This is a genomic window from Nonomuraea sp. NPDC049400 (assembly GCF_044466425.1).
Classification (GTDB): Bacteria; Actinomycetota; Actinomycetes; order Streptosporangiales; family Streptosporangiaceae; genus Nonomuraea.
Map to the genome: position 1 here is coordinate 1 of NZ_JBITMP010000090.1, position 20,735 is coordinate 20,735.

At 68.8% G+C, this 20,735-nt stretch carries 16 protein-coding genes and 5 pseudogenes; 8 read left to right on the forward strand and 13 right to left on the reverse strand.

Features of this window, described 5'->3' with window-relative positions; translation table 11 throughout:
- Positions 1 to 96: 96 nt before the first annotated feature.
- Positions 97 to 1,005: a transposase gene (locus tag ACIBVN_RS57630; RefSeq protein WP_397150908.1), complete on the forward strand. Its 909-nt coding sequence runs from the start codon at positions 97 to 99 to the stop codon at positions 1,003 to 1,005.
- A gap of 114 nt (positions 1,006 to 1,119) precedes the next feature.
- Here the strand turns inward: ACIBVN_RS57630 and ACIBVN_RS57635 are convergent.
- The 6 genes and pseudogenes from ACIBVN_RS57635 to ACIBVN_RS57660 form a co-directional block, all read right to left on the reverse strand.
- A pseudogene (locus ACIBVN_RS57635) lies at positions 1,120 to 2,213 on the reverse strand (IS110 family transposase).
- 203 nt (positions 2,214 to 2,416) lie between these two features.
- A pseudogene (locus ACIBVN_RS57640) lies at positions 2,417 to 2,821 on the reverse strand (transposase family protein); the annotation flags it as partial.
- Positions 2,822 to 3,322: 501 nt separating this feature from the next.
- Complete coding sequence (locus ACIBVN_RS57645) at positions 3,323 to 3,787, reverse strand: hypothetical protein (RefSeq protein WP_397150910.1); 465 nt, start codon at positions 3,785 to 3,787, stop codon at positions 3,323 to 3,325.
- A gap of 53 nt (positions 3,788 to 3,840) precedes the next feature.
- A pseudogene (locus ACIBVN_RS57650) lies at positions 3,841 to 4,227 on the reverse strand (DUF998 domain-containing protein); the annotation flags it as partial.
- Between the two features lie 149 nt (positions 4,228 to 4,376).
- Positions 4,377 to 4,916, reverse strand: coding sequence for a DUF3841 domain-containing protein (locus ACIBVN_RS57655; protein WP_397150912.1), 540 nt, complete (start codon positions 4,914 to 4,916; stop codon positions 4,377 to 4,379).
- Between the two features lie 161 nt (positions 4,917 to 5,077).
- Positions 5,078 to 6,118, reverse strand: a complete 1,041-nt coding sequence (locus ACIBVN_RS57660; protein ID WP_397150914.1) for a saccharopine dehydrogenase family protein — start codon at positions 6,116 to 6,118, stop codon at positions 5,078 to 5,080.
- A 101-nt stretch (positions 6,119 to 6,219) separates the two neighbouring features.
- On the opposite strand from ACIBVN_RS57660, the gene ACIBVN_RS57665 reads away from it, so the two are divergent.
- Positions 6,220 to 7,167: a helix-turn-helix domain-containing protein gene (locus ACIBVN_RS57665; RefSeq protein WP_397150916.1), complete on the forward strand. Its 948-nt coding sequence runs from the start codon at positions 6,220 to 6,222 to the stop codon at positions 7,165 to 7,167.
- A 100-nt stretch (positions 7,168 to 7,267) separates the two neighbouring features.
- Positions 7,268 to 7,612, forward strand: a pseudogene (locus ACIBVN_RS57670) (ISAzo13 family transposase); the annotation flags it as partial.
- A gap of 414 nt (positions 7,613 to 8,026) precedes the next feature.
- Here the strand turns inward: ACIBVN_RS57670 and ACIBVN_RS57675 are convergent.
- Positions 8,027 to 8,866, reverse strand: a complete 840-nt coding sequence (locus ACIBVN_RS57675) for an alpha/beta fold hydrolase (RefSeq protein WP_397150918.1) — start codon at positions 8,864 to 8,866, stop codon at positions 8,027 to 8,029.
- Positions 8,867 to 9,120: 254 nt separating this feature from the next.
- Between ACIBVN_RS57675 and ACIBVN_RS57680 the strand changes: the two genes are divergently transcribed.
- Together ACIBVN_RS57680 and ACIBVN_RS57685 are read left to right on the forward strand one after the other, a co-directional pair.
- Entirely contained in the window at positions 9,121 to 9,720 is a 600-nt protein-coding gene (locus tag ACIBVN_RS57680) for a Tn3 family transposase (protein WP_397150920.1), read from the forward strand.
- A 244-nt stretch (positions 9,721 to 9,964) separates the two neighbouring features.
- Positions 9,965 to 10,567 carry a recombinase family protein gene (locus tag ACIBVN_RS57685; protein ID WP_397150922.1) on the forward strand — a complete coding sequence of 201 codons (603 nt, stop codon included), beginning with the start codon at positions 9,965 to 9,967 and terminating at the stop codon, positions 10,565 to 10,567.
- Positions 10,568 to 10,759: 192 nt separating this feature from the next.
- Here ACIBVN_RS57685 and ACIBVN_RS57690 read toward each other — a convergent pair whose 3' ends face one another.
- The 4 genes from ACIBVN_RS57690 to ACIBVN_RS57705 all read right to left on the reverse strand — a co-directional run bounded on the left by ACIBVN_RS57690 (position 10,760) and on the right by ACIBVN_RS57705 (position 16,498).
- Positions 10,760 to 12,520 (reverse strand): ABC transporter ATP-binding protein, encoded by a 1,761-nt coding sequence (locus ACIBVN_RS57690; RefSeq protein WP_397150924.1) that lies wholly within the window; start codon positions 12,518 to 12,520, stop codon positions 10,760 to 10,762.
- Positions 12,517 to 14,037: an ABC transporter transmembrane domain-containing protein gene (locus tag ACIBVN_RS57695; RefSeq protein ID WP_397150926.1), complete on the reverse strand. Its 1,521-nt coding sequence runs from the start codon at positions 14,035 to 14,037 to the stop codon at positions 12,517 to 12,519. The genes ACIBVN_RS57690 and ACIBVN_RS57695 overlap by 4 nt, the downstream gene beginning before the upstream one ends.
- Positions 14,038 to 14,440: 403 nt before the next feature.
- Entirely contained in the window at positions 14,441 to 15,058 is a 618-nt protein-coding gene (locus tag ACIBVN_RS57700) for a TetR/AcrR family transcriptional regulator (protein ID WP_397150928.1), read from the reverse strand.
- 489 nt (positions 15,059 to 15,547) lie between these two features.
- On the reverse strand, positions 15,548 to 16,498 hold the full coding sequence (locus ACIBVN_RS57705; protein ID WP_397150930.1) for a LysR family transcriptional regulator: 951 nt from the start codon (positions 16,496 to 16,498) through the stop codon (positions 15,548 to 15,550).
- A 239-nt stretch (positions 16,499 to 16,737) separates the two neighbouring features.
- Between ACIBVN_RS57705 and ACIBVN_RS57710 the strand changes: the two genes are divergently transcribed.
- The gene (locus ACIBVN_RS57710; protein ID WP_397150932.1) at positions 16,738 to 18,333 is read left to right on the forward strand and encodes a carboxylesterase/lipase family protein; all 1,596 of its coding nucleotides are present in this window, start codon (positions 16,738 to 16,740) and stop codon (positions 18,331 to 18,333) included.
- A gap of 267 nt (positions 18,334 to 18,600) precedes the next feature.
- Positions 18,601 to 19,284: an LUD domain-containing protein gene (locus ACIBVN_RS57715; RefSeq protein WP_397150934.1), complete on the forward strand. Its 684-nt coding sequence runs from the start codon at positions 18,601 to 18,603 to the stop codon at positions 19,282 to 19,284.
- 87 nt (positions 19,285 to 19,371) lie between these two features.
- Here the strand turns inward: ACIBVN_RS57715 and ACIBVN_RS57720 are convergent, their stop codons facing one another.
- Complete coding sequence (locus tag ACIBVN_RS57720) at positions 19,372 to 20,004, reverse strand: NAD(P)-dependent oxidoreductase (RefSeq protein ID WP_397150936.1); 633 nt, start codon at positions 20,002 to 20,004, stop codon at positions 19,372 to 19,374.
- A gap of 104 nt (positions 20,005 to 20,108) precedes the next feature.
- On the opposite strand from ACIBVN_RS57720, the gene ACIBVN_RS57725 reads away from it, so the two are divergent.
- Positions 20,109 to 20,483, forward strand: coding sequence for a helix-turn-helix domain-containing protein (locus ACIBVN_RS57725; RefSeq protein ID WP_355413816.1), 375 nt, complete (start codon positions 20,109 to 20,111; stop codon positions 20,481 to 20,483).
- A gap of 57 nt (positions 20,484 to 20,540) precedes the next feature.
- Here the strand turns inward: ACIBVN_RS57725 and ACIBVN_RS57730 are convergent.
- Positions 20,541 to 20,675 (reverse strand): annotated as a pseudogene (locus ACIBVN_RS57730) (DUF4158 domain-containing protein); the annotation flags it as partial.
- Positions 20,676 to 20,735 lie beyond the last annotated feature (60 nt).

A 20,735-nucleotide genomic window follows, 5' to 3' on the forward strand; every position in this document is an offset into this window, starting at 1 on the left:
GCGACGTGCGGTGATAAGTCGCATGCGTCGTTCGGGCTGGGGGCCGCTGGAACAGGACCTGCTCAGCAGGCACCTCGTCAGCGGCCCACCAGTACCATGTGGCGCAACCTCAGCGAGGCCGTCGAACGCACCCTGGCCAAACACCGCGCAGTCCTGCGCGGCCTCCCGTCACTCACCCCACCGACCGAACCCGGCGAAGCCTGCGCCCGGCCAGCCAGGCCAGACACCCAATCACCGGCTCGAACAGGACCACTGGCCGAGCGCACGCGACAACGGCATGCTGCCATTCACCACCTGCTCACCCAGGGACAGGACCTGCGCGCGATCGCCACCGAGCTCGGCCTGGCCCGTAACACCGTGCGCCGTTTCGCTCGCGCCGCCACTCCCGAGGAACTGCTGGTCAAGGACGGCACCGGACGCCGCCCACGAGCCTTGGACGCCTTCGAGCCCTACCTGCGCCACCGCTGGAACGAGGGCTGCACCAACGCCGAGCAGCTCTACCAAGAACTCCGCGAACGCGGCTACCGCGGCGCTCCCACCACCGTCCGCCAATACCTGCAACCCTGGCGCTCGCACACCACCAGGAAACCGCCGCTCCCAGCCCCACCCACAGTGCGGCAAGCTACCGGATGGCTCCTGCGCAACCCCGCCACCCTCACCACTGACGAGCAGCGACACCTCGACGCACTCACCACCGCCTGCCCACCTCTGGCCAGGCTCTACGACCACGTCCGCGCCTTCGCCGACATGATGGCCAACCGACACGGCCACCACCTCGAACGCTGGATGGCCACAGCCGCCGCCGACGAACTGCCCGAACTGCGCTCCTTCATCACGGGCCTGCACCGCGATCTCGACGCAGCCCGCGCCGGTGTGACCCTGCCCTACAGCTCCGGCCCGGTCGAGGGACACGTCAACCGCATCATTATGTGGATGCTCAAGCGACAGATGTATGGACGAGCTAACCCCGACCTACTGCGCAAACGTGTCCTACTCGCCGACTGAGCCCACCCCTTCACGGAATTCGTGCCAGACCCAGTTTTCACGTGTCGTCGACACGGAGCGGCCAGGACCTGGATGTTCATACCGTGCTTCTTGTGCTTGATGCCCCTATGTTCGTCAAGTCCCTTCTGTCGCAGCAGGGGGTGCGAGAGCAGCTTTGATGATTTTGAAGAAGGTCCTCGACAGGTAGCGCTTCAGACAGCGGATGATCTCTCGCTTCGAGAGTCCGTCCTGCGTGCGGCGGGCGATGTAGTCGCGGGTGGGCTGATGGCGCCGCATACGGGTGATAACTACCCGGAACAGGGCGGCGTTCGCCTGGCGATCGCCGCCACGGTTCAATCGATGGCGTTGACTCTTGCCTGACGAAGCTTCGACAGGGCTGACACCGCACAGGGCGGCGAACGATGCCTCGCCGGCGAGCCGTTCGGGGTTGTCGCCGGCTGCGATGAGCAGGGTGGCAGCAGAGTCTGAGCCCACACCGAACTGCTGGAGAAGCCGTGGCGCAGTCGTCTTGACCGCAGCAGCGATGCGCCCGTCGAGGTCCTTGATCTCATGGGTGAGCTGCTGAATGCGCATGGCTAGCAGACGAAGGGCATGCCTGCAGGCAGCCTCCACTCCGGAGTGGTCGTCGGACCGCAGTGCTGCGCATCGAGCTACCAAGGTCGCGGTGCCCAAGCTGTCAGTGACTCCCGGAGTGCAGGTTCGGCGTTGACGAGGAGCATCTTCATCTGGTTGATCGCTTGCGTGCGGGACTTGACCGCCGAGTCCTTGACGACCTTGTAGATCCGCATCTGTTCGACCTGGCCATCTGCGGTCTTGGGAATGGCGGTGGCACGCCCGGACAGCACTGCGACAGCGGCGGCTTCGGCGTCCACGGCGTCGGTCTTGCCGCGGCTCCGGCGCATCGCTCGGTCCGGCCGGTTCACCTCGGTGACGGTAATGGCCTCCTGTCGCAGGTAGCGGGTCAAGGCCGCGCCATACGATCCGGTCCCTTCCACGCCGGCTCGGCTCACCTGCCCATAGCCGCGAGCCCAGGCCAGCAACTGTCGATAGCCGACGGAGGAGACGGCGAAGGCCCGATGCCCCAGCAGCACGCCAAGGCTCGACACGACCGCAGCCACATGGACATCTTTGTGGGTGTCCACTCCCAGCACGATGTTCTCACGGGCAGCGAACCGATTGTCCTTGACGTCCTGTGGCCTTCCAGGCACGATCACACGTCCTCCTTGACAGCGCGCTGGCCTACTGGTGGTCGCCGGGCCTGGTCAGGCGGTCGGGACTGTGATGGCGCTCGTGTAGACGGCAAGGCCCCTATCGGGACACGTCTGCTTCAGCCCGGCAGCAGGCACTGCTCTGGGCCATGGCCGACAGATCAAACACTAGGCACACATAAGGCCAGCCAGAGTACGAGTCAGGCCATGGCCCGGAGCAGCACAACATGATTCTCACAGCCCGAGTAGTAGGGCCGGTCGGCAGCGACTCGATCGATCGGGATCAAGGTGCCGTCCAGCACCACGAAGGCGTAGCCGGCGCGCCGGACGGCTCGTAACGCCTGGTCCAGGCCAGGCGAGCGGTCGGCCAGCAGCCTGATGGCTTCACGGATGTAGCGCCATGCGGTGGTGGCGCCCACGGCGAAGCCCGCTGCCAGTTCGGTGAGTGTCTCACCCTTGCGCAGGTGGACGAGCGCGAGCATGGCCTGCTGGCCCGGGTTCAGCCGTCGCCAGCGCGAGCCGATCTTCTTGCGGTGACGGCGGATGAGACTGGACAGGAACATCAACGTCCGGCGTGACAACGGCAACGCGGCACGGTAGAACAGCACGCGAAGCTCCTGGGGATGCTGTTGCTCTTGGTCGACAACGCATCTACCAGGGGCTTCTCTACTTGCGGATCAAGTCCGGCTGGTTGCAACGAGCCTGTGACCTGGCCTTGCAGGATGGAAATGGCTCAGTCCCCAGCCTCGGGAAAACCATCGCGGAGACCTCCGAGGCAGTGATGTGTGCCACGCGATAGCCTCCGGCCAGGCTCCCTAAGGGAAGGGGCACCGAACCCTCTTCCCCTATCGACTGCGTGCTGCCACCCGCACGGATGCGCGTTATCCCAGCCAAGCGCGCAAGGCTGCCGCGGCCCGCCAGCCCGCATCGCTAAGCGGAGACGGTGCGGCTTCTGTACGGCGATCGTGTCCAGGCGACAGGTTGCCGCAATAACGGGCGCGGCGGGCCAACGGCACGTCGGCGAGAGGTGCCGTCATGGTTTCCTCTTCTGGTGGAGTCGCTCACCGGCGGTCGTTCGGGGTGGTGTGAGCACACCACCCCGAACCGGGTCACCTGCCGCAGTTGCCCCACTTGTCGCGACCGCCCTTCCCCTCCCAGCGGGAGGCCGGGCTCTGGATGGTGCCCGAGTACTTGACGCACAGACCACGTGCGAACAGCTTCACCGGCTTGGTGTGCCTGCTGTAGACGCCCGAGGTCGACCTGGAGGAGGTCAGCGGAGGAGTGGTGGTCTGGACGGTCAGCGTGGCGCCCATCCGGAGCTTGGCGTGGTTGACGTCGAACAGGGTCCGGAACGTCACTGCGCAGTTGTAGCCGGTCCTCCTGTTGTAGAGCAGGAAGACTTTGCCGAGCTCGGCGCCCTGCCTATCCTTGATCGTCCGGACGCCGTCCTTCACCACACGGAAACCGTTGCCGCAAACGCTCTGCGGCGTCTCGACGGCCGCCTGCGCGGGCGCGGCGGTGGTGAGCGTTCCAGCGGCAAGGAGGGATGCGGCGACGATCGTCTTGGCGGACATGAACACTTGGGTTCCTTTCATAGATCGAACACCGGATTAGAGACCGTGTCCGATCAAGAAGTTCTTTGGTTCCGTTCGGAATCTCCACGTGCGGCGTCGAGAGATGTTCGAGCAGGCCAGCGGGGCGCCGGTCGCCAGACGCCCAGCGTGTCGAGGGGGTAGGCGATGCCGGCGGCGAACGCGAAGACGATGATCAGTGCGCCGGACACGCGGGAGTACACGGCCCATCCCCGGCTTGCTTGTCTCAAATGCCGGGCCAGGATGAACGCGGCGGCGCTGAGCCCGGCGAACAGCGCGCAGTCGGCCGCCTGGTAGATGAGTCCGCTCGTGGTGATGCCGGTCGGCTGCCCTGGCGGGTAATCCAGCGCGGGGTCGGTGGGTACCACTCCGGCCACGACTGGCCCGGCCGCGGCGGTCGCGGGCAGGATCGGCCTCAGGTGGCGTCGCGGCCGCCGCGTCGGTTAGATTCCCTGCTTCCCACCGGGTCCCCTGGTAGCCCCTCGGGCGAGCGGATCTGTCAGGGCACCATCGACATCGCCTCGATCAGGAGCTGGCTCCGCGACCCAGTCGCATGACGACGGAGCATCACCTATTTACCAGCTTCAACCGTGCACGGCGTTTCTTCGGGCTCATCCAACGACGACGGCTTCAACGGGCGGACGCTCAGGACCCATGGGCCTGCCACGCGCGGAAGGCATGCCTGGACGCGCGCATAGGCCTGTTCATCGAGCTCGTTCTGGTCGATCGACCAGTCCATGCGCGGGGAACTGTCACCCATGAAGATCGCTTCCAGGAAGTCGTTCCATAGCCCATATGAGCTGAGTACTACGAACTCATCGGGCACATCCAGATCAAGGACGACATAGCGGTCATACTCCTCTGGACCATCGGGATTGAGGAGGAGTTCCGCTGTCAACGCCACTCGATCATCGCGGGTATCCGGCCCGGGCCATGCCCACAACGGCGGTCGGCCCGCGCAGTCGATACCGCGCCGTGCCATCTCCGCCGCCATTTCCTCGTAAGCAGGACGGTATGAGTGGCTCAGCACCCTGGCCCAGTCGCCAACTAATTCACCACTGTCCTCCAGCGACTCGAGAACCATTCGATGCTGGACCGTCCATAAACGCACCGGACAAATTATGTCAGCACAGGACAGGTAGACGTCCTAGCCTAGCGATGGCTCGGATGGCGCGAGTGGCCCGGTCAGGCCCGCAGGGCAGCCCCGTACGGGTGACCGGCCTGCTCATCGACCGCACTGACCACGGTCTGGGGCCCGGTCCGGGTCGCCGGTCAGCCGCGGGTGTCGAGCGGGACGTGCAGTGAGAGGTGCGGGGACAGGGCGCGCAGGAAGTCCGGGGCGTCGAAGACCGCGCCCGCGGAGGCGACGCCGGTGGTCTTGGTCCGGCCGGTGAGGATGCGATCGACGGCCTCCACCGCGAGCGGCGCGCTGATGGCGTAGATGTCCTGACCGGCGGCAGACGCGCGGCGTTCGGTGCCGCCGGAGCGGACCAGGACGTCGACGACGAAGGTCTGCGCGGAGCGGCCGCGCTCGTCGACGGCGATCGGTGCCGAGTCAGCAGCGGACAGGTCTCCGGCAGCCTTGGCGGTCATGTAGGTGCAAATCTCTGGGATCGCCAGGTGGCTGGGAACGGTGACGATGTCGGCCATGCTGAACTCGCCGATGACCTTCTGGGCGCCCAGCGGCGCCGGGAAGTGCCACTCCAGGGTGGGCAGGGCGTTGTCGTGGTACTCCAGCTGTCCTCCTGTGTAGCGGACGCGGCGGCCACCCCGTCGCTGCCCGGAGACCACGCCGGAAGCGAGCGTTCCGGTGGTGGGGTGCCAGCTGTTCAGGCCGTAGGCGATGTGCGCCTCATCGGCTGCCGTCCAGTCGCCCATCGCGGTGGTGACCAGCAGATCGCCGAGGCCGCCGTAGAAGGCCATCGCCGGGACCACCACGGTGCCCGCGGCGCGGGCGCGCTCCGCGAAGTGCGCGAACGTGTCAACGTTCGCCTCGATCTCGGCCGCCACGTCGACATACGGGATGCCGGCCCGCAGCGCCGCCTCGACCAGCGGGGCGCCGGTCGAGGCGAAGGGCCCGGCGCAGTTGATCACGGCCGCCGCGCCGACCAGCGCGCGGTCGAGGGAGGCGGGATCGTCGACCGATGCCTGCCGCGCTTCCAGTCCCGGGTTGGCCTGCGCCAGTGCCTGCAGCTTGTCCTGGTCGCGGCCGAGGAGCAGCGGCACGTATCCGCGCTCGCGCAACTCCGCGACCACGAACCGCCCCGTGTGCCCGTAGGCGCCGAACACCGCAACGTTCCGACCCGATCCCATGCCTGCTCCAAAGTGCTCGAAGTGATTCACTGCGCAAATCCTGTCGTGGCCGGCTCATCGGTGCCAGCGTCCGGAACGACATGACCCGTACAATTCCCGACATGAACTCAGTCCCGCGCTCCGTCGCGATCGCCGCCACCGACGGGATGCTCCACTTCGAGCTGGCCCTGGCCTACGAGGTGTTCGGCTCCGCCCCGGACGCCGTGCCAGGACCCTGGTACGACGTCAGCGTGTGCGGCACGCACGCCGTCCAGGTCGGCCGGTTCCTGCTGGAACCCGACTGCGGGCTCGACCGGCTGGCACACTCCGGCACCGTGATCGTCCCCGGCCTGGCGGACGTCGACGAGGACCCACCGGCCGACCTGGTCGAGGCGGTGCGCACGGCTCACGAGTCGGGCGCGCGGGTGGTCTCCCTGTGCACGGGCGTGTTCGTGCTCGCCGCCGCCGGGCTGCTCGACGGGCTGCGCGCGACCACGCACTGGGCCCACACCGAGGAGCTCGCCGCGCGCTACCCCCGGGTGGAGGTCGACCCGGACGTGCTCTACGTCGACAACGGCAACGTGCTCACGTCCGCGGGCAAGGCCGCGGCGATGGACCTGTGCCTGCACCTGGTCCGCCGCGACCACGGCTCGGCGATCGCCAACGTGGCCGCCCGCCGTCTGGTCGTGCCGCCCCACCGGGCCGGTGGCCAGGCCCAGTTCGTCGCCACACCGGTGCCCGCCCAGGACGGCCATCCCCTGGCCGAACTGCTCACCTGGGTGATGCGGCGACTGGACCAGCCGCTCACCGTGGAGGACCTGGCCCGCCAGGCGAACATGAGCGCGCGCCACCTGACCCGCCACTTCCGCTCGATAACCGGCACCACCCCGCTGCAGTGGCTGATGACACAGCGGATCCGCCGCGCGCAGGAACTGCTGGAGACCACCCATGACAGCGTCGAGACCATCGCCTCGGCCACGGGCATGGGCACGGCCACGACACTGCGCCGCCACTTCCACCGCACGATCGGCGTGCCACCGGACACCTACCGCCGCACGTTTCGCGCGTGAGACCGCGGTCCTCGCCTTAGGGCTTGCGGGGGAATAACCCGTAGCTTTCGGGGCTGTCGATCGTTGCTGTGGAATGGGCGTGGCGGCAGAGATGGTGACGATGCTGGCGGCGAAGTTCGAAGCGGTCTTTCCGCATCTGGATGAGCGGCAGCGGCGGTTGCTGCTGCGGGCCGAAGCCCGCGCGTTGGGGCATGGCGGGATCCGGGCGGTGGCCAGGGCAGCCGGGGTTCGCGAGGCAACGGTATCGGCCGGCGTGCAGGAATTGGAGTCGGGGCAGGAGCCGCTGGGTCGGGCGCGTCGCCCTGGTGGTGGGCGCAAGCAGGTGGCCGATCTCGATCCGGACCTCCGTCCGGCGCTGTTGGCTTTGGTCGAGCCGGACATGCGCGGGGATCCGATGTCGCCGTTGCGGTGGACGACCACCTCGACCCGCAAGCTCGCCGCGGAGCCCAGCTTCAGAGTTCGCAGCGACGACTGGACGCGCTTCTCGACGCGACGCTTGAACCCGTGACAGATGGACCGGGCGTCGCGTCTGCACAAGCGTGCTCTGGAGGCGCTACCCCTTGACGCTGGTGTCAAGGGGTGCGGGCGGCCCGCTGGCGGGGGGCGACGCAGGGTCAGCGCCCGTCCCCACTGTGGGTGTCGGCGGTGGGGCCGCACTGCCGCAATGGGCAGGTGTGGTAGTCGATGACGGCGAAGCGTACCTGGACGTGGAACGCCTCTGGTCGAGTGGGTCTGGGCGCAGGAGGCGCTGGTGTGCCCGCGGGGCAGACGACGGTGCGCGCCTGGTCGTAGATGAGGAAGGGACGACGCTGCAGGTGTTGGTGGCCTCGACCAGGGCCACCCGAAAGGCCTCGGTGCTTCATGGCTGGCCGTTGAGGAAGTCCCGCAGGTGGGCGGTGAGGACGGCGGGCTGGTCTTCGGGGATGAGGGTGTAGCTGTCGGCGATTTCGACGAGCTTGGCCTGCGGCAGTAGCTCGGCCAGGCGGCGGCCGTGGGAGGCGGGCATCACGCGGTCCTCGACGGCCCAGGCGACAAGGGCGGGGCGGTTGAAGGTGCTGAGCGCCTCAGACCAGGCGAGCAGCTCGGCCTTTGGCGGGGTGCTGAGGACGTATTTGCGCAGGTCGCGGCGTACCTCAGCGGAGCTGATCACAGGCCGGAACCAAGCGTCCATAATCTCGGGTGGCACCGGCCGCTTGGTCATCCAGCCCCAGGTCATCGGGAGTCGGCGCAGGGGCTTCAGGCGGAGCAGATTGAAGGCCAGGGCCAGGCCGCCGGGCAGCCTGGCGGAGGTGACCAGGTTGCTGCCGGGCAAGCCGGGCGGGTAGTTGTCGAAGGCCTCGCAGGAGGTGAGGACGAGCCGGCCGATGCGGGCCGTGCGGCCGTCGGCGACAAGGCTCTGTGCGCCGCCCCAGTCGTTCAGCACCAGCGTGACATCGCTGAGGTCGAGCCGTTCGAGGAACTCGTCCACCAGCCGGGCGACGCCGAGGATCGACAGGTCAGCGTCCGGGTGCATCGGACGACGGTGGCCGCCGAGCGGGAGGGTGGGGACGACGCAACGGAAGTCGTCGCGGAGCCCGGCGACGACGTGGCGCCAGAGCGAACCATCCATGGCGACACCGTGCAGCAGGACGAGCACGGGGCCATCGCCGCCGGTGTCCTGGTAGTCGATGGTTCCCGCCGAAAGGTCCAGATCGGGCATGAAGGCCCCCGCTTCCGCTCGTGACGATGGACCAGCTGCGCCAAACCGCACGGCGCTGCGGTGCTGAGCGAGGCCCAGCACCCGAGCAACATAACGCACCTGCTCATGGTCTGCCGCCACGGCGGTGGCGAACGCGGAAGCGTAGAGAATCCATGATCGGGGGAACCTTCCCAGCCCCGCTACCACCGCTCAGGTTCGGCACCTACTGGCGGACGCCCTAAGCTACTCGAGTCTTACCTCGCCCGGCTGTTTCCATGCAGCTGGCCCGCGGCCGCTTGGACCTGGCCAAGGTCGCTCATCATTGGGACGACATCACCCGGCTGGTCGCTTCCATCTACACCAGCGAGGTCAGCCCGTACGACGTGGTGCGGATGCTGCAGCGCGACGGCCACCCCACCGCGCTGGGCGAGGCCATCAACACCTACGGCCGCGTCTTCAAGTCGCTGCATGTGCTGGCATTGATCGACGATGAGGATCTGCGACGTGACATCAAGGGCATCCGCAACCTGCAGGAGGGACGGCATGCCCTGGCCGAACGAGTCTTCCACGGCCGCAAAGGTCAGCTGTTCCACCGCTACTACGACGGACTCGAAGACCAGCTCGGCGCGCTGGCCATCGTCTTGAACTGCCTGGTGCTGTGGAACACCACATACATCGACGACGCCCTCACCCAGCTGCGCGAGCAGGGCTATCCAGTGCAGGAAGCGGACGTGGCCCGCTTGTCGCCGTTCATCTGCAAGCACATCAACGTGCACGGCCGCTACTCCTTCTACCGCCACGAGCTCGGCGGCGCCCGACGCCCGCTACGTGACCCAGAGACCCCCGATCCTGACGCTGAGGACGAGGAAGGCTGAGCACCCCCCGGTCTGCGTGGCGACAGCTGGCAGTGTGATCGAGGCAGAAGATCGCCGGAGCCGACGACGAGATCTGACCGTCAACGGCCGTCCAGGCGTTCATCTAACGGTCGTATGATGAACGTCGGCGGGAGCATGTTCGAGTGAGCCGCCCTGTTTCGTCAGAGCGTTCATCTTGCCGTTCATTTTCCAGTAGCGTTCAGCTATCCCTCGCAGCACGTTTGATGAACGAAGGACGCTCCTGATGGCGCTCATCGGCCTGGTCCGAGTCAGTACCGACAAGCAGAACACCCAGCGCCAGCACGACGCCCTCGATCCGATCTGTCTGAGGGTCTTCGAGGAGAAGATCAGCGGCAAGCTGAGCACCGACGACCGGCCCGCGCTGCTGAACGCGCTGTCCCACATGCGGGACGGCGACCTGCTGACCGTTCAAGAGGTTGACCGACTCGGCCGCAACCTCCTCGAAGGACTCATTGTCCTCAACGACCTGTTCCAGCGCGGCATCGGCGTCAAGGTGCTGGAGGGCATCGCGGCCGGCGAGCACACCGAACGCTCCCTAATTCTCGACCTGGCCCTCGCCCTGGCTGAAGACCGCCGTCGCGACATCACCCGCAAGACCAAGAATGGCCTGGAGGCCGCCCGCAAACGCGGCAGGGTCGGCGGCCGCCGACCGGTCGTCGACAACGACAAACGCGCCGCCATCCTCGCCCGCCGCCAGCGCGGCGAATCCATCCGCACCATCGCCGCCGGAGTCAAAGTCTCCATCGGCGTCGTCCACAAGACCCTCACGGACGCCCAGCCCGACACTCAGCGCGCCATCCCGGCCGCCGAGGACACCGCCTGCTGACCAGCCCCGCCCCCTCTGATGGCCGTGTGTCCGTGCGCTGCGTCAGGGATGTGGGGAGCGATCGCCGGCTCCCTCGCGTGGATACCTTCGGCCGGATCGCCCGGGCCTTGGGCCTCGCGTCTCTCCTTCACTCCACGCTCGAGCCCGCGGCCCGATCTTCCGGCGCCGAGGTCTGACCGTCGTCTCCCGGCTTCACCGGTCAGCGCGGGGAGAATCGTGTTCGGCGCCGACACTTCGCGAGCCGTGCCACGACCTCCACAGCGCCTCGTACACCCCGCCCGCCGCGACCAGTTCGTCGTGGGCTCCGACTTCCACCACCCGGCCGTTGTCCATGACCATCACTCGGTCGGCGTCGCGGGCCGTGTGCAGGCGGTGGGCGATCGCAATGACGGTCCGCCCCTCCAGGACGGCGGCGAGCGAGCGTTCGGCGCGCCTGGCCGTACGGGGGTCGAGCATGGCGGTGGCCTCGTCGAGGATGACGGTGTGCGGGTCGGCCAGGATGACCCTGGCCAGGGCGAGCTGCTGGACCCGGTCCGGGCCGAGGGTGGCGCCGGACGACTGGGACCCCAGCTCGTCGTCGAGCGAGGCGACCCAGTCGGCGCCGACCGCCGCCAGCGCCTTGCACAGGCGGTCGTCGCCGGCCGTCGGATCTGCCAGCAGCAGGTTGTCGCGGACAGTGCCGAGAAACAGGTGCTGTTCCTGGGTGACCAGGACGACGTGCTCGCGGAGTTGGGCGGGGGAAAGGTCGACGACGGGCACCGAGCCGACGGTGACCGTGCCCAGGCGAGGGCGGTCGATGCCGGCCAGCAGCTTGCCCAGGGTGGACTTGCCGGCTCCCGAGGGGCCGACGACGGCCAGGCGCTCGCCGGGCCGTACGGTCAGATCGACGCCGGTCACCACGTCGTCGCCGCCTTCGTAGGCGAAGTGCACGCCGCACGCCTCGATGCGGTCGCCCTGCGGCGCCGCGGCGGCGACCTCCTCCCGCGCCGGTGTCGCGAGGCCCTCGATCCTGGCGAAGGAGGCGCCGCTGCTCTGCAGCTGCTCCAGCCAGATCAGGATCGTCTCGATCGGCTGGCCGAGCTGGCGCAGGTAGAGCACGCAGGTGACGACCGCGCCCAGCGTGACCTGGCCGCGGTCCAGGAGCACCCCGCCGAGCAGCAGTACCAGCGCGGGCGGCAGGAGCGAGGAGACCTCCACCGAGGGCCAGAGCACGCTGCGCAGGAAGAGGGTCCGCAGCTGGGCGGCCCGGCTGCGCTCGATCGCCCGTTCCGCCGCCCGGGTACGCTTGGCCTGCAGGCCCAGGGCCTCGATGGTGCGGGCGCCCGCGGCGTTGGCGGCCAGGTGCTCGGCCAGCTCCGAGCGGGCGGCGCCTTCCTCCAGGTAGGCGGGGCGGGCGCGGCGAAGGTACCAGCGGGAGGCGGCCACGATGCCGGCCAGCGCGAGCAGGCCGCAGGCGCCCAGGACCGGGTCGACCAGGAACACGGCGACGATCAGGAAGAGCGCCTGCAGGCTTGAGACGAGGATCGCGGGGGCGGCGTCGCGCAGGGTGCGGCCGACGACGGCCACGTCGGTGGTTCCGCGGGCGGTCAGGTCGCCGGTGCGGATGTGCTCGACCGTGGCGGCGGGCAGGGCCAGCACGCGGTCCAGGAGTTCGGCGCGGATGTGTTCCTGGACACGTTCGCTGAAGCGCGTGCCGATCTTCTCGGCGTACCTGGACAGGACCAGCTGGGCCAGCGCCGCGCCCACGGCGATCGCGGCGAGCAGGTCGACCGTGCCTCCGGCGCTGATTGAGTCGATGATGCGGCCCAGCAACCACGGGCTGACCAGTGCTGCGGCCGCCGCGAGGCTGTTGAGCAGCAGCGCCGCGACAAAGCCCGGCACGTCGCGCCTGACCAGGCGTAGGGCGGCCCGCCGTACCTGCCGGCGGTCGGCGATGGGCAGGTCGCGGTTCATGCGAGCACCGATCGGTATGCGGGGGTGGACTCCATCAGCTCGCGGTGGGTGCCGGTGGCGGTCACCCGCCCGTCCTCGATGAACAGCACTTGGTCGGCCTGGGCGAGCAGCAGCGGCGAGGTGGTGGCCACGACCGTCGTACGGCCGGCGCGTGCCGTACGGAGCCGCCCCGCGAGGAGGGACTCGGTGTTCGCGTCCAGCGCGGAGGTGGGCTCCACGGCCAGCAGCACCTCGGGCTCGGCCAGCAGCGCCCGGGCCAGGCGCACGCGCTGACGCTGGCCGCCCGACAGGTTGCGGCCGCCGGGTTCGATCATCGAGTCGAGCCCGTGGCGCAGCCCTGCGACCACGTCCTGCGCCGCGGCGACGTGCACGGCCCGGTGGATGGCCTCGTCGTCCGCATCGCCCCGGCCCTGGAGGACCTCGCGCAGCGTGCCCGCGAACAGGGCGGCGTCGTGGTCGGCGATCAGGGAGGTGCCGTCGAACCCGCCCAGCCCTTCGAGCAGCGCCACGCTCTCCTCGGGCCGGGCGCTGACCAGCCCCACCAGGCTCCCCCGCGCGACCTCCGGCCCGGCGGGCCGGGGCCGCTCCTCGGCGCGCAGCGCGAGGAAGCGGGTGACCTGGCGGGCGGCGACCAGGCCGTGACTGATCTGGAAGCTGCCCTCGATGAAGAAGGAGACCGGCACCACCAGCACGGCGATGTACCCGTATACCCCGACCAGCTCGCCCACCGTGATCGCCCCCTCGGCGGCCAGCCGGGCACCCAGCCAGGTGACGGCGGCCAGGAACAGGGCGGGCAATCCGGCGCCCAGCGCGCCGATCCAGCTCGTCAGCGACGCCACCCGGTAGCCCTGCTCGCGCAGGCTCGCCGAGTCGGCGCGGTACCGCTCGGCGTAGGTGCCCTTGCCGCCGAAGGCGTTGAGCACCCGCAGCCCCTCGATCAGGTCGACCAGGCGGGTGGTCAGCCTGCCCTGGTTCTCGCGGTAGCCGTTCTGCACCTTCATCAGCCGCCCGAGCAGCGGGCCGAGCAGGATCGCCAGCAGCGGCACGCCCAGCAGCACCACCACGGCCAGCACCACGGAGACCTGCAGCAGCAGCGCCGCCACCACGCCGTAGCTGATCACCGCTCCCACGCCGGGGCCGGTCACCGTCAGCGAGGCGGCGATGGCGATGACGTCGCCGATACCGATCGTCACCACGTCGCCCGCCGAAGCGCGCTTGGGCAGGTCGGCGCCCAGCTTGTTGATCTGCTCGACCAGGGCGCGCACGGTGCGGAAGTTGGCGTCCATCCGGATCTTGGTCATCGTGCGGTGCCGCAACATCGCCACCCAGGCGTTGACCAGGCCCGCGCCGAGCAGCGCCAGCACCCAGGCGGGCGCCAGGTCGTCGTCGATCGCCCTGGACAGCAGATACGGCGGGAGCGTCAGACCCACCATCCAGAGGGTTCCCAGCGTCGCGCCCAGCGCGACCCGGCCCTTCTGCGCCCAGGCCAGCCAGCACAGATACCGAGCCGCCTTCATGGTGATCACGCTAGAGCATGACTTTGGCGCCTCTTTGCCCGCCCTTGAACGGCCGTTCGTAGCGGCTGACCCCAGGTGGTCGGTCCCTCCTTGTCCCGCTGCCCGGGTGCGCCCATGACGGGCGACTTCGCCACGGTGTGCGAAGCCCCGCTCGCGGTAGTAGGCACGCAGCCGGTCGTTGGATCGCACGCAGTCGAGCCGCAGGAAGCCGACGTTCAGATGCCAAGGCTGACCTGTGAGAACGGGCTTAGCGTACGTTTTCGTTCCGCTGCACTTCGACCCCCGAGCCCGCCCAATACGCTGGCCGCCCACAGCACGCGCAGGGCCCGGGTCGCTGTGGCGTTGCGGTGTGGGCGCCGGCCGGCCACCTCCGGTTGCGGGCTGGCGCCGGACGTGGTGGCCGTCATGATGACGGGCCCGGCTGAGCTGGGCGCGTGGGCTGGAGGTAGGGGCCGAGGAGTAGCGTCAGCTGGTCGCGGACCTGCTCGGCTGGACTGCCGTCGCCGGCCAGGCCCCAGGTGAGGAGTGCTCCGTTGTAGGCGGCGTGAATCGCCCGCGGTAGTCGGCCGAGATCATCCGAGATGAGCTCACCCGCGGCTTGGCCGGCAGCCAGGACGTCCGCGATGGCGCGTTCGACGGCCACGGTGTAGTCGCTGCTGATCTGCTGGAACTGCGGGTCAGCCAGCTCCAGCAACAGGAACGCCAGGTGGTTGGCGAACTCCTCCGAGCTGCGGATGCCACCGGCGATGCCGGCGAGAACGTCGATCAGGGCCGCGGTGGGAGCGCTCGCGTCCTGCGCCGCGGCCACCTGGAGGGGCAAGGCATCGGCCCCGTGACGGGCCACCGCCAGCAGGACCCCCCGTTTGGACCCGAAGCGCTGCAGCACGGTAGCCGCGGACAATCCGACCTCACGGCCTACCTCCGCCAGCGTCAACCGTGCGGGACCCACACGCGCGATCACTCGCGCAGCGCCTGCCAGGACCTGTTCGTCGCTCACCGTTCGCGGTCGTCCAATCGTCATGCAGACATAGTAAATGAATGATGGTTTACTATGTCGCCTGGCCCTCAAATAGATGGAGATGACGTGATGACCGCAACCCCCAACACTGCTTACGCCGCCCCTGCGGACGAGGTCGCCGTCGCGGCCGCGACCGAAGCGCTGCAAGCCCGCGGCTACGATCGTTATCTGGGGTTGTGGGCATCTTTTCGCAGGTCAGAGCATGATGATCTTGTCAGGCATGTAAGGCATGGTCCCCGGGTGGTGTGGGAGTCAGCGAGTGCGGCGACGCTGGGCGGGGGTCGGGTCTCGGCGGTGATGCGGGCGGAGGTCTCTTCGCCGAGTCGCACGTAGTGGTCGAGGCTGGCCAGGTGCTGGCGGCGGTCGGGCGGGTGAGGGTCTCGGCGTAGCCGGCGCGGGTGGTGGCCGTGGGTGATGGAGTCGAGGAAGCGCTCGATGGCTGTCGCCATGGTCGGCCCGCTGGGGGCTGGCATGCGTCGGGGTCGGCGTCGGTCAGCGGGTGTGGGCGGCGCGGGTCATCGGCCGGGACCCGAGGGCGCGGCCGGTCTCGACGAAGGCGCGCAGGGAGGGGTTGTCACGGGTGGTGTGCCAGACCAGCGCCCAATCCGCGGGCGGGGCGTCGCCGATCGGTACGTAGGTGATGTCGGGGTGGGTGTAGTACCGGGTGACGTGTGCGTTGAGCGGGCAGACGGCGGCGCCGGCGGCGACGAGAGCCAGGATTTCGTGGAAGGTCCGTGCCGCCGGTCCGCGCGAGATGTGGCGTCCGCTGGGCGTGTGCTCGGGCAGCATGGCCGTGATCCAATATGCGGGGGCGTCGGGACCGGGGTCGGGCGCGGTGCGTCCGGCCAGGTCCTCCAGTGACACCGACTCCCGGGCGGCCAGGTCGGAGTGCGACGGGACGGCCAGCACGCGCTCCTCGGTGAGCACGACGGGGCCGACGGTGATGTCCGTCTCGCGTACCGGCAACCACATCAGCTGCAGATCGGTTCTGCCCGCTCGCAGCAGCGTGAAGGGGTTGCTGAAGTGGAACTCCACGATCTCGACGTCGCAGTCGGGGTGATCGGTCAGGAACTTATCGATCACTGGCCGCAGTTCGTTGCCCAAGACGCCCATGATCCCCAGTCGCAGGGTGCCGCGTAACCCTTGCCCGGCGGCGCTTGCCCGGGCGAGACCGCTCTGAATCAGGTCGTAGGCCTGCCGGAGGTCATCCCGCAGACGCCGTCCGACCGGGGTGAGCGTCACGGTGCGGGTGGTGCGGTCGAATAGAGCGGCTCCCAGGCGGCGCTCGTGCTTCTTGATGGCCTGACTGACCCGAGCCTGGGAGATGTGCAGGCGCTCAGCGGTGCGGCCGAAGTGCAGTTCTTCGGCCAGTACCAGGAAGATCTCGATGTCCCGCAGCTCCACGACCTCTCCCGATAACTCCACGATTATCAATCGGCGCACGAAGTCTACGTTGATCGCGGAATCGCCGCTGGCGGAGGCTTAGGGGTGTCACCCCATGGGGCTTATGTGAGGTTCGCCGGCGCCCCCGAGAGCTGCCGACTCTGTACGGCCGTGGCCGGCGACCGATGATCCAAGGAAATGATCATGAATATGTGGACGAGGGCGTCGGCCTGTCTGACGCTCACTGGCACGACGCGTCGTTGCGGCGATGAGATCGCCGAGGCGGGGAGCGTGAGCAGATGAGCGGCACGCGCAAGATCGGGGCGGGGCTGTCCGCCTTGGGGATGGCGGGTGCCATGATGAGTCCGTCGGTGGCGGTCGCCGGTGCCGATGAGACGCTGGTGCGTACCGACCGGGGGCCGGTGCGCGGCATTGTCGCCGCCGACCACCGTTCGTTCCTGGGCATCCCGTACGCAGCCGCGCCGGTGGGCGAGCTGCGCTGGCGGGCCCCGCAGCCGGTGGCGGCCTGGAGCAAGCCGCGCCCGGCCGCCGTGCCGGGCTCGATGTGCGCCCAGACCGGCGACCACCTGGGCGGCGGCAGCACCAGTGAGGACTGCCTGTACCTGAACGTCACCACCCCTCGCCATCGGCAGGGCGGGAAGCTGCCGGTGATGGTGTGGATCCACGGCGGCAGCTTCAAAGACGGCGCGGGCCACCTCTACGATGCCCGCCGCCTCGCCGTCCAGGGCAACGTGATCGTGGTGACCGTCAACTATCGGCTCGGCGCCTTCGGCTTCCTGGCCCATCCCGCCCTGGACGACTCCGACGGGCCGGTGGGCAACTACGGGCTGGCCGACCAGCAGGCCGCCCTGCGCTGGGTCCGGCGCAACGCGGCCGTCTTCGGCGGCGATCCGGGCAACGTCACCCTGTTCGGTGAGTCTTCTGGAGCCATCGCCGTGTGCGCCCACCTGGCCGCACCCGGATCGACCAGCCTGTTCCACCGCGCGATCCTGCAAAGCGCCCCCTGCACCGCCGCCTGGTCGCCGTCACTGGCCATGGCCAACAACCCTCGCCCCCGCGCCCAGGCAGAACGCGACGGCCGGGCGTTGTCCAAGCGGCTGGGCCTGGGCGAGTCGCCAACCGCCCGGCAACTGCGTGCGGTCCCGGCCGAGAAGCTGCTGCAGGCGGCCGCCGATCCGGCCCAGCCCGGCTTCGGCCCGGTCGTCGGCGGCGCGCTTCTTCCGCTGGACCCGGCACGGGCGGCCACGTCCGGCCACTTCGCCCGGGTGCCGGTGCTGTACGGCATCAACCGTCACGAGCAGCGCATGCACGTGTGGGGCCTGGAGATGGCCAAGTACCGCGGCCCGATCCCGGCCGACCGCTACGACGAGGAGGTCCGCGCCGCCTTCGGCGCCGACGCGGGCAAGGTCCTGGCCCGCTATCCGCTGTCCGCCTACACCTCGCCCAGCCAAGCGCTGGCCGCCGCGCTGACCGACTCCGAGTACGCCCGTCCAGCCCTCGACACCGGCAAGGCGCTGTCACGGCACACCCGCGCGTACGCCTTCGAGTTCGCCGACCCCGCAGCGCCGTGGTTCGCCGCCTTCCCCAAGCCGTATGACATGGGCGCCTACCACGCCTCCGAGCTCCCCTACCTGTTCGACGTCGGCTACAACGAGGACCTCACCGACCAGCAGCGCCGCCTGGCCGACCACATGATCGGCTACTGGACCCGCTTCGCCCGTACCGGCGACCCCAACGGCCCGGGCGCACCCGTCTGGCACCCCTTCACCGCCGCACGCCCCTTCGTCCAGTCCCTGGCCCCGGGCGACGGCGGCATCAAGCCCGCCGACTTCGTCCGTGACCACCATTACGACTTCTGGACCTCACTCAGCTGACCGATGGCAACACCTGGCCCTCACAACGGCCGGGCAGGGCCATGACCGTCCTCACGCATCCGAGGCAGCCCGATCGGTGCCGACGATACAGCGCTGATGTCCGCCGTGGCGGCTCTCGGGCGCGTCACTGAGCCGCTCAGGGGGACAGCCGCAGGGTGACGAACGTGCCTGACAACCCCAGATAACTTGTCAGGCACGTTCGTCGGGAGCCCGCGTGCCTTACATACCTGACGCCTTCTCAGCACCCCAGATAACCGCGTCCGCCGCGTGTCCGACGCGGCCGCGGCCCGGCAGGCGGCGCTGGACCTGCTGCCTGACGGCGCTGAGGTGTTCACCGCGTCTTCGGTGACCGCCGACGCGATCGGCCTGACCCAGGAGATCGACAGCTCCGGCCGCTACACCGCGACCCGACCAATGCTGATGGCGATGGACCCCGCGACCCAGATGGGCGAGATGCGCCGCCTCGGTGCCGCCCCGCAGTGGGTGGTCGGCAGCGTCCACGCGCTGACCCACAACGGAGACCTTGTCATCGCCTCCGCAAGCGGCAGCCAGCTGGCCTCAATGGCCTACGGCGCCCAGAATGTGCTGCTCATCATCGGCGCCCAAAAAATCTTCCCTGACCTCGACACCGCCATGCGGCGCGTCCACGAGTACAGCCTGCCGCTGGAAGACGCCCGGGCCCGCTCGGCCTACGGCATGAGCAGCACCGTCCACAAGGTCCTGACCTTGCACGGCGACATCGAAGAGGGCCGCGTCCGCGTGGTGCTCGTCGACGAGCCGCTCGGTTTTGACCCACCCGACCCGCGAAGGAAGACACCACCCATGACGCCACCCCTTATCGGACAGGTAGCCCTCGTCGCCGGAGCCCGGCCGAGTGAGGCCGAGCTGGGCGTGGAGGACGGCATGCCGCCAGGTTACTTCCCGGAAGAGCTGTTTCCTGAAGTGACCTGACTCGTCGCTTGTTCGCTCGACGTGGTGGGTCCGGTCTGGGTGCCGCCACCGCTGAGTCGTCGATCGGTCGCCGATTTGCCCGTTGGATCAGTTGGTAAAAGCAATCTGGGTGCGGTGATGCTTGGGGGTGTCGATCTCGTCGAGCAGGGCGATGGCGAAGTCGGCGTAGGAAATGAGGCCGGTGCCCGCAGGGCCACCGGTCCGGTAGTGGCCGACTCGTGAACCGTCGTGGTCGAAATTTCCGGTGGGGCTGGCGTACACCCAATCGAGGCTGCCGGCGGTGGAGCGCAGAACCTGCAGTCCTGCGGCATGGCCCTCAGAGAACGGCCGATACTCGGGCGGGAATTCGTCCGTGTCCATGAGCCGCACCCCTGGCTCGGTCTCCAGGAGGGTGCCAAGGCCGACCACCAGCAACCGGCCGACTCCGGCACGGGACAATCCGTCCAGCAACGCCGTGGCCGCGCTGGCATAGAAGCTGTCGGGCGACGCTTCGGCGTCATAGACGGCGCTGATCGCCGCATCGTGGCCGGCTGCGACCGCGGCGACGCTGTCCACGTCCGTGACATCACCCGCCACGACCGTCACCTCATCGGCCGTCAGGTCGCCGTACTTGGCCGGATCACGGACCACCGCGGTGACCTGGTGGCCGCGCATGCGAGCCTCGCCGACCGCCGCGCGGCCGGCCTTGCCACCGGCACCGAAAATAACGATCTTGCTCATCTGGATACTCCGTTCTGTCCGGCAGGCAAAGTCACCCGCCACTGCTCGGAACGGTATCCGGAAGATACTTGTTACTTCAATGGTACTGAGTTAGCGTCAGGATAGTGACTGTGCCACTCGACCCTGAGATGTTCGACCCGGCCTGCCCATCCAGCGTCATGCCGATCCGGATCGGCGAGAAATGGTCAGCGATGGTCCTCATCTGCCTTGAGCACGGCCCTCGCCGGTTTACTGAGATCCGCACCCCGCTGCGCGGGATCACGCCGAAGGTGCTCACCGAGACACTGCGCGCGCTCGAACGCGACGGGCTGATCACCCGCACCGCCTACCTGGAGATCCCACCCCGGGTCGAGTACGAGCTGACACCGCTGGGCCGCACGCTGCTCGAACCGATTGCGGCCTGCCGCGTCTGGGCACAGAACCATCTTCCCCAGCTGCTCAAGGCACGTGAAGCCTACGACCATCGGATCTCCCGCTGATGGTCGAAGCGCGTCCTGGTCCGCTCGGTGTACCTCCTCATACAACGGATCGACGATGCGGAACTGCTCGGCCACGAAGTCGATGACCGAGGCCGGCACGCCGGAATCCTCCAGGAGCGCCCCGGCCCACCGAACGGTGACGAGCTGAAGGCCGAATCCGAGCCGAGTGGCGTCGCGCTTTCCGGCGATCAGGCCCGCGCTCTTCGTCCAGGATCGCTCATTGCTCGACCAACTCGTCGATGTGCATCGGGG

What these genes read in the sequence shown, in the direction of transcription:
- ACIBVN_RS57630 (WP_397150908.1), top strand. Translation starts at nt 97, where the DNA reads ATGTGGCGCAACCTCAGCGAGGCCGTCGAACGCACCCTGGCCAAACAC.
- ACIBVN_RS57645 (WP_397150910.1), bottom strand. Translation starts at nt 3,787, where the DNA reads ATGTCCGCCAAGACGATCGTCGCCGCATCCCTCCTTGCCGCTGGAACG.
- ACIBVN_RS57660 (WP_397150914.1), bottom strand. Translation starts at nt 6,118, where the DNA reads ATGGGATCGGGTCGGAACGTTGCGGTGTTCGGCGCCTACGGGCACACG.
- ACIBVN_RS57665 (WP_397150916.1), top strand. Translation starts at nt 6,220, where the DNA reads ATGAACTCAGTCCCGCGCTCCGTCGCGATCGCCGCCACCGACGGGATG.
- ACIBVN_RS57675 (WP_397150918.1), bottom strand. Translation starts at nt 8,866, where the DNA reads ATGCCCGATCTGGACCTTTCGGCGGGAACCATCGACTACCAGGACACC.
- ACIBVN_RS57680 (WP_397150920.1), top strand. Translation starts at nt 9,121, where the DNA reads ATGCAGCTGGCCCGCGGCCGCTTGGACCTGGCCAAGGTCGCTCATCAT.
- ACIBVN_RS57685 (WP_397150922.1), top strand. Translation starts at nt 9,965, where the DNA reads ATGGCGCTCATCGGCCTGGTCCGAGTCAGTACCGACAAGCAGAACACC.
- ACIBVN_RS57690 (WP_397150924.1), bottom strand. Translation starts at nt 12,520, where the DNA reads ATGAACCGCGACCTGCCCATCGCCGACCGCCGGCAGGTACGGCGGGCC.
- ACIBVN_RS57695 (WP_397150926.1), bottom strand. Translation starts at nt 14,037, where the DNA reads ATGAAGGCGGCTCGGTATCTGTGCTGGCTGGCCTGGGCGCAGAAGGGC.
- ACIBVN_RS57700 (WP_397150928.1), bottom strand. Translation starts at nt 15,058, where the DNA reads ATGACGATTGGACGACCGCGAACGGTGAGCGACGAACAGGTCCTGGCA.
- ACIBVN_RS57710 (WP_397150932.1), top strand. Translation starts at nt 16,738, where the DNA reads ATGAGCGGCACGCGCAAGATCGGGGCGGGGCTGTCCGCCTTGGGGATG.
- ACIBVN_RS57720 (WP_397150936.1), bottom strand. Translation starts at nt 20,004, where the DNA reads ATGAGCAAGATCGTTATTTTCGGTGCCGGTGGCAAGGCCGGCCGCGCG.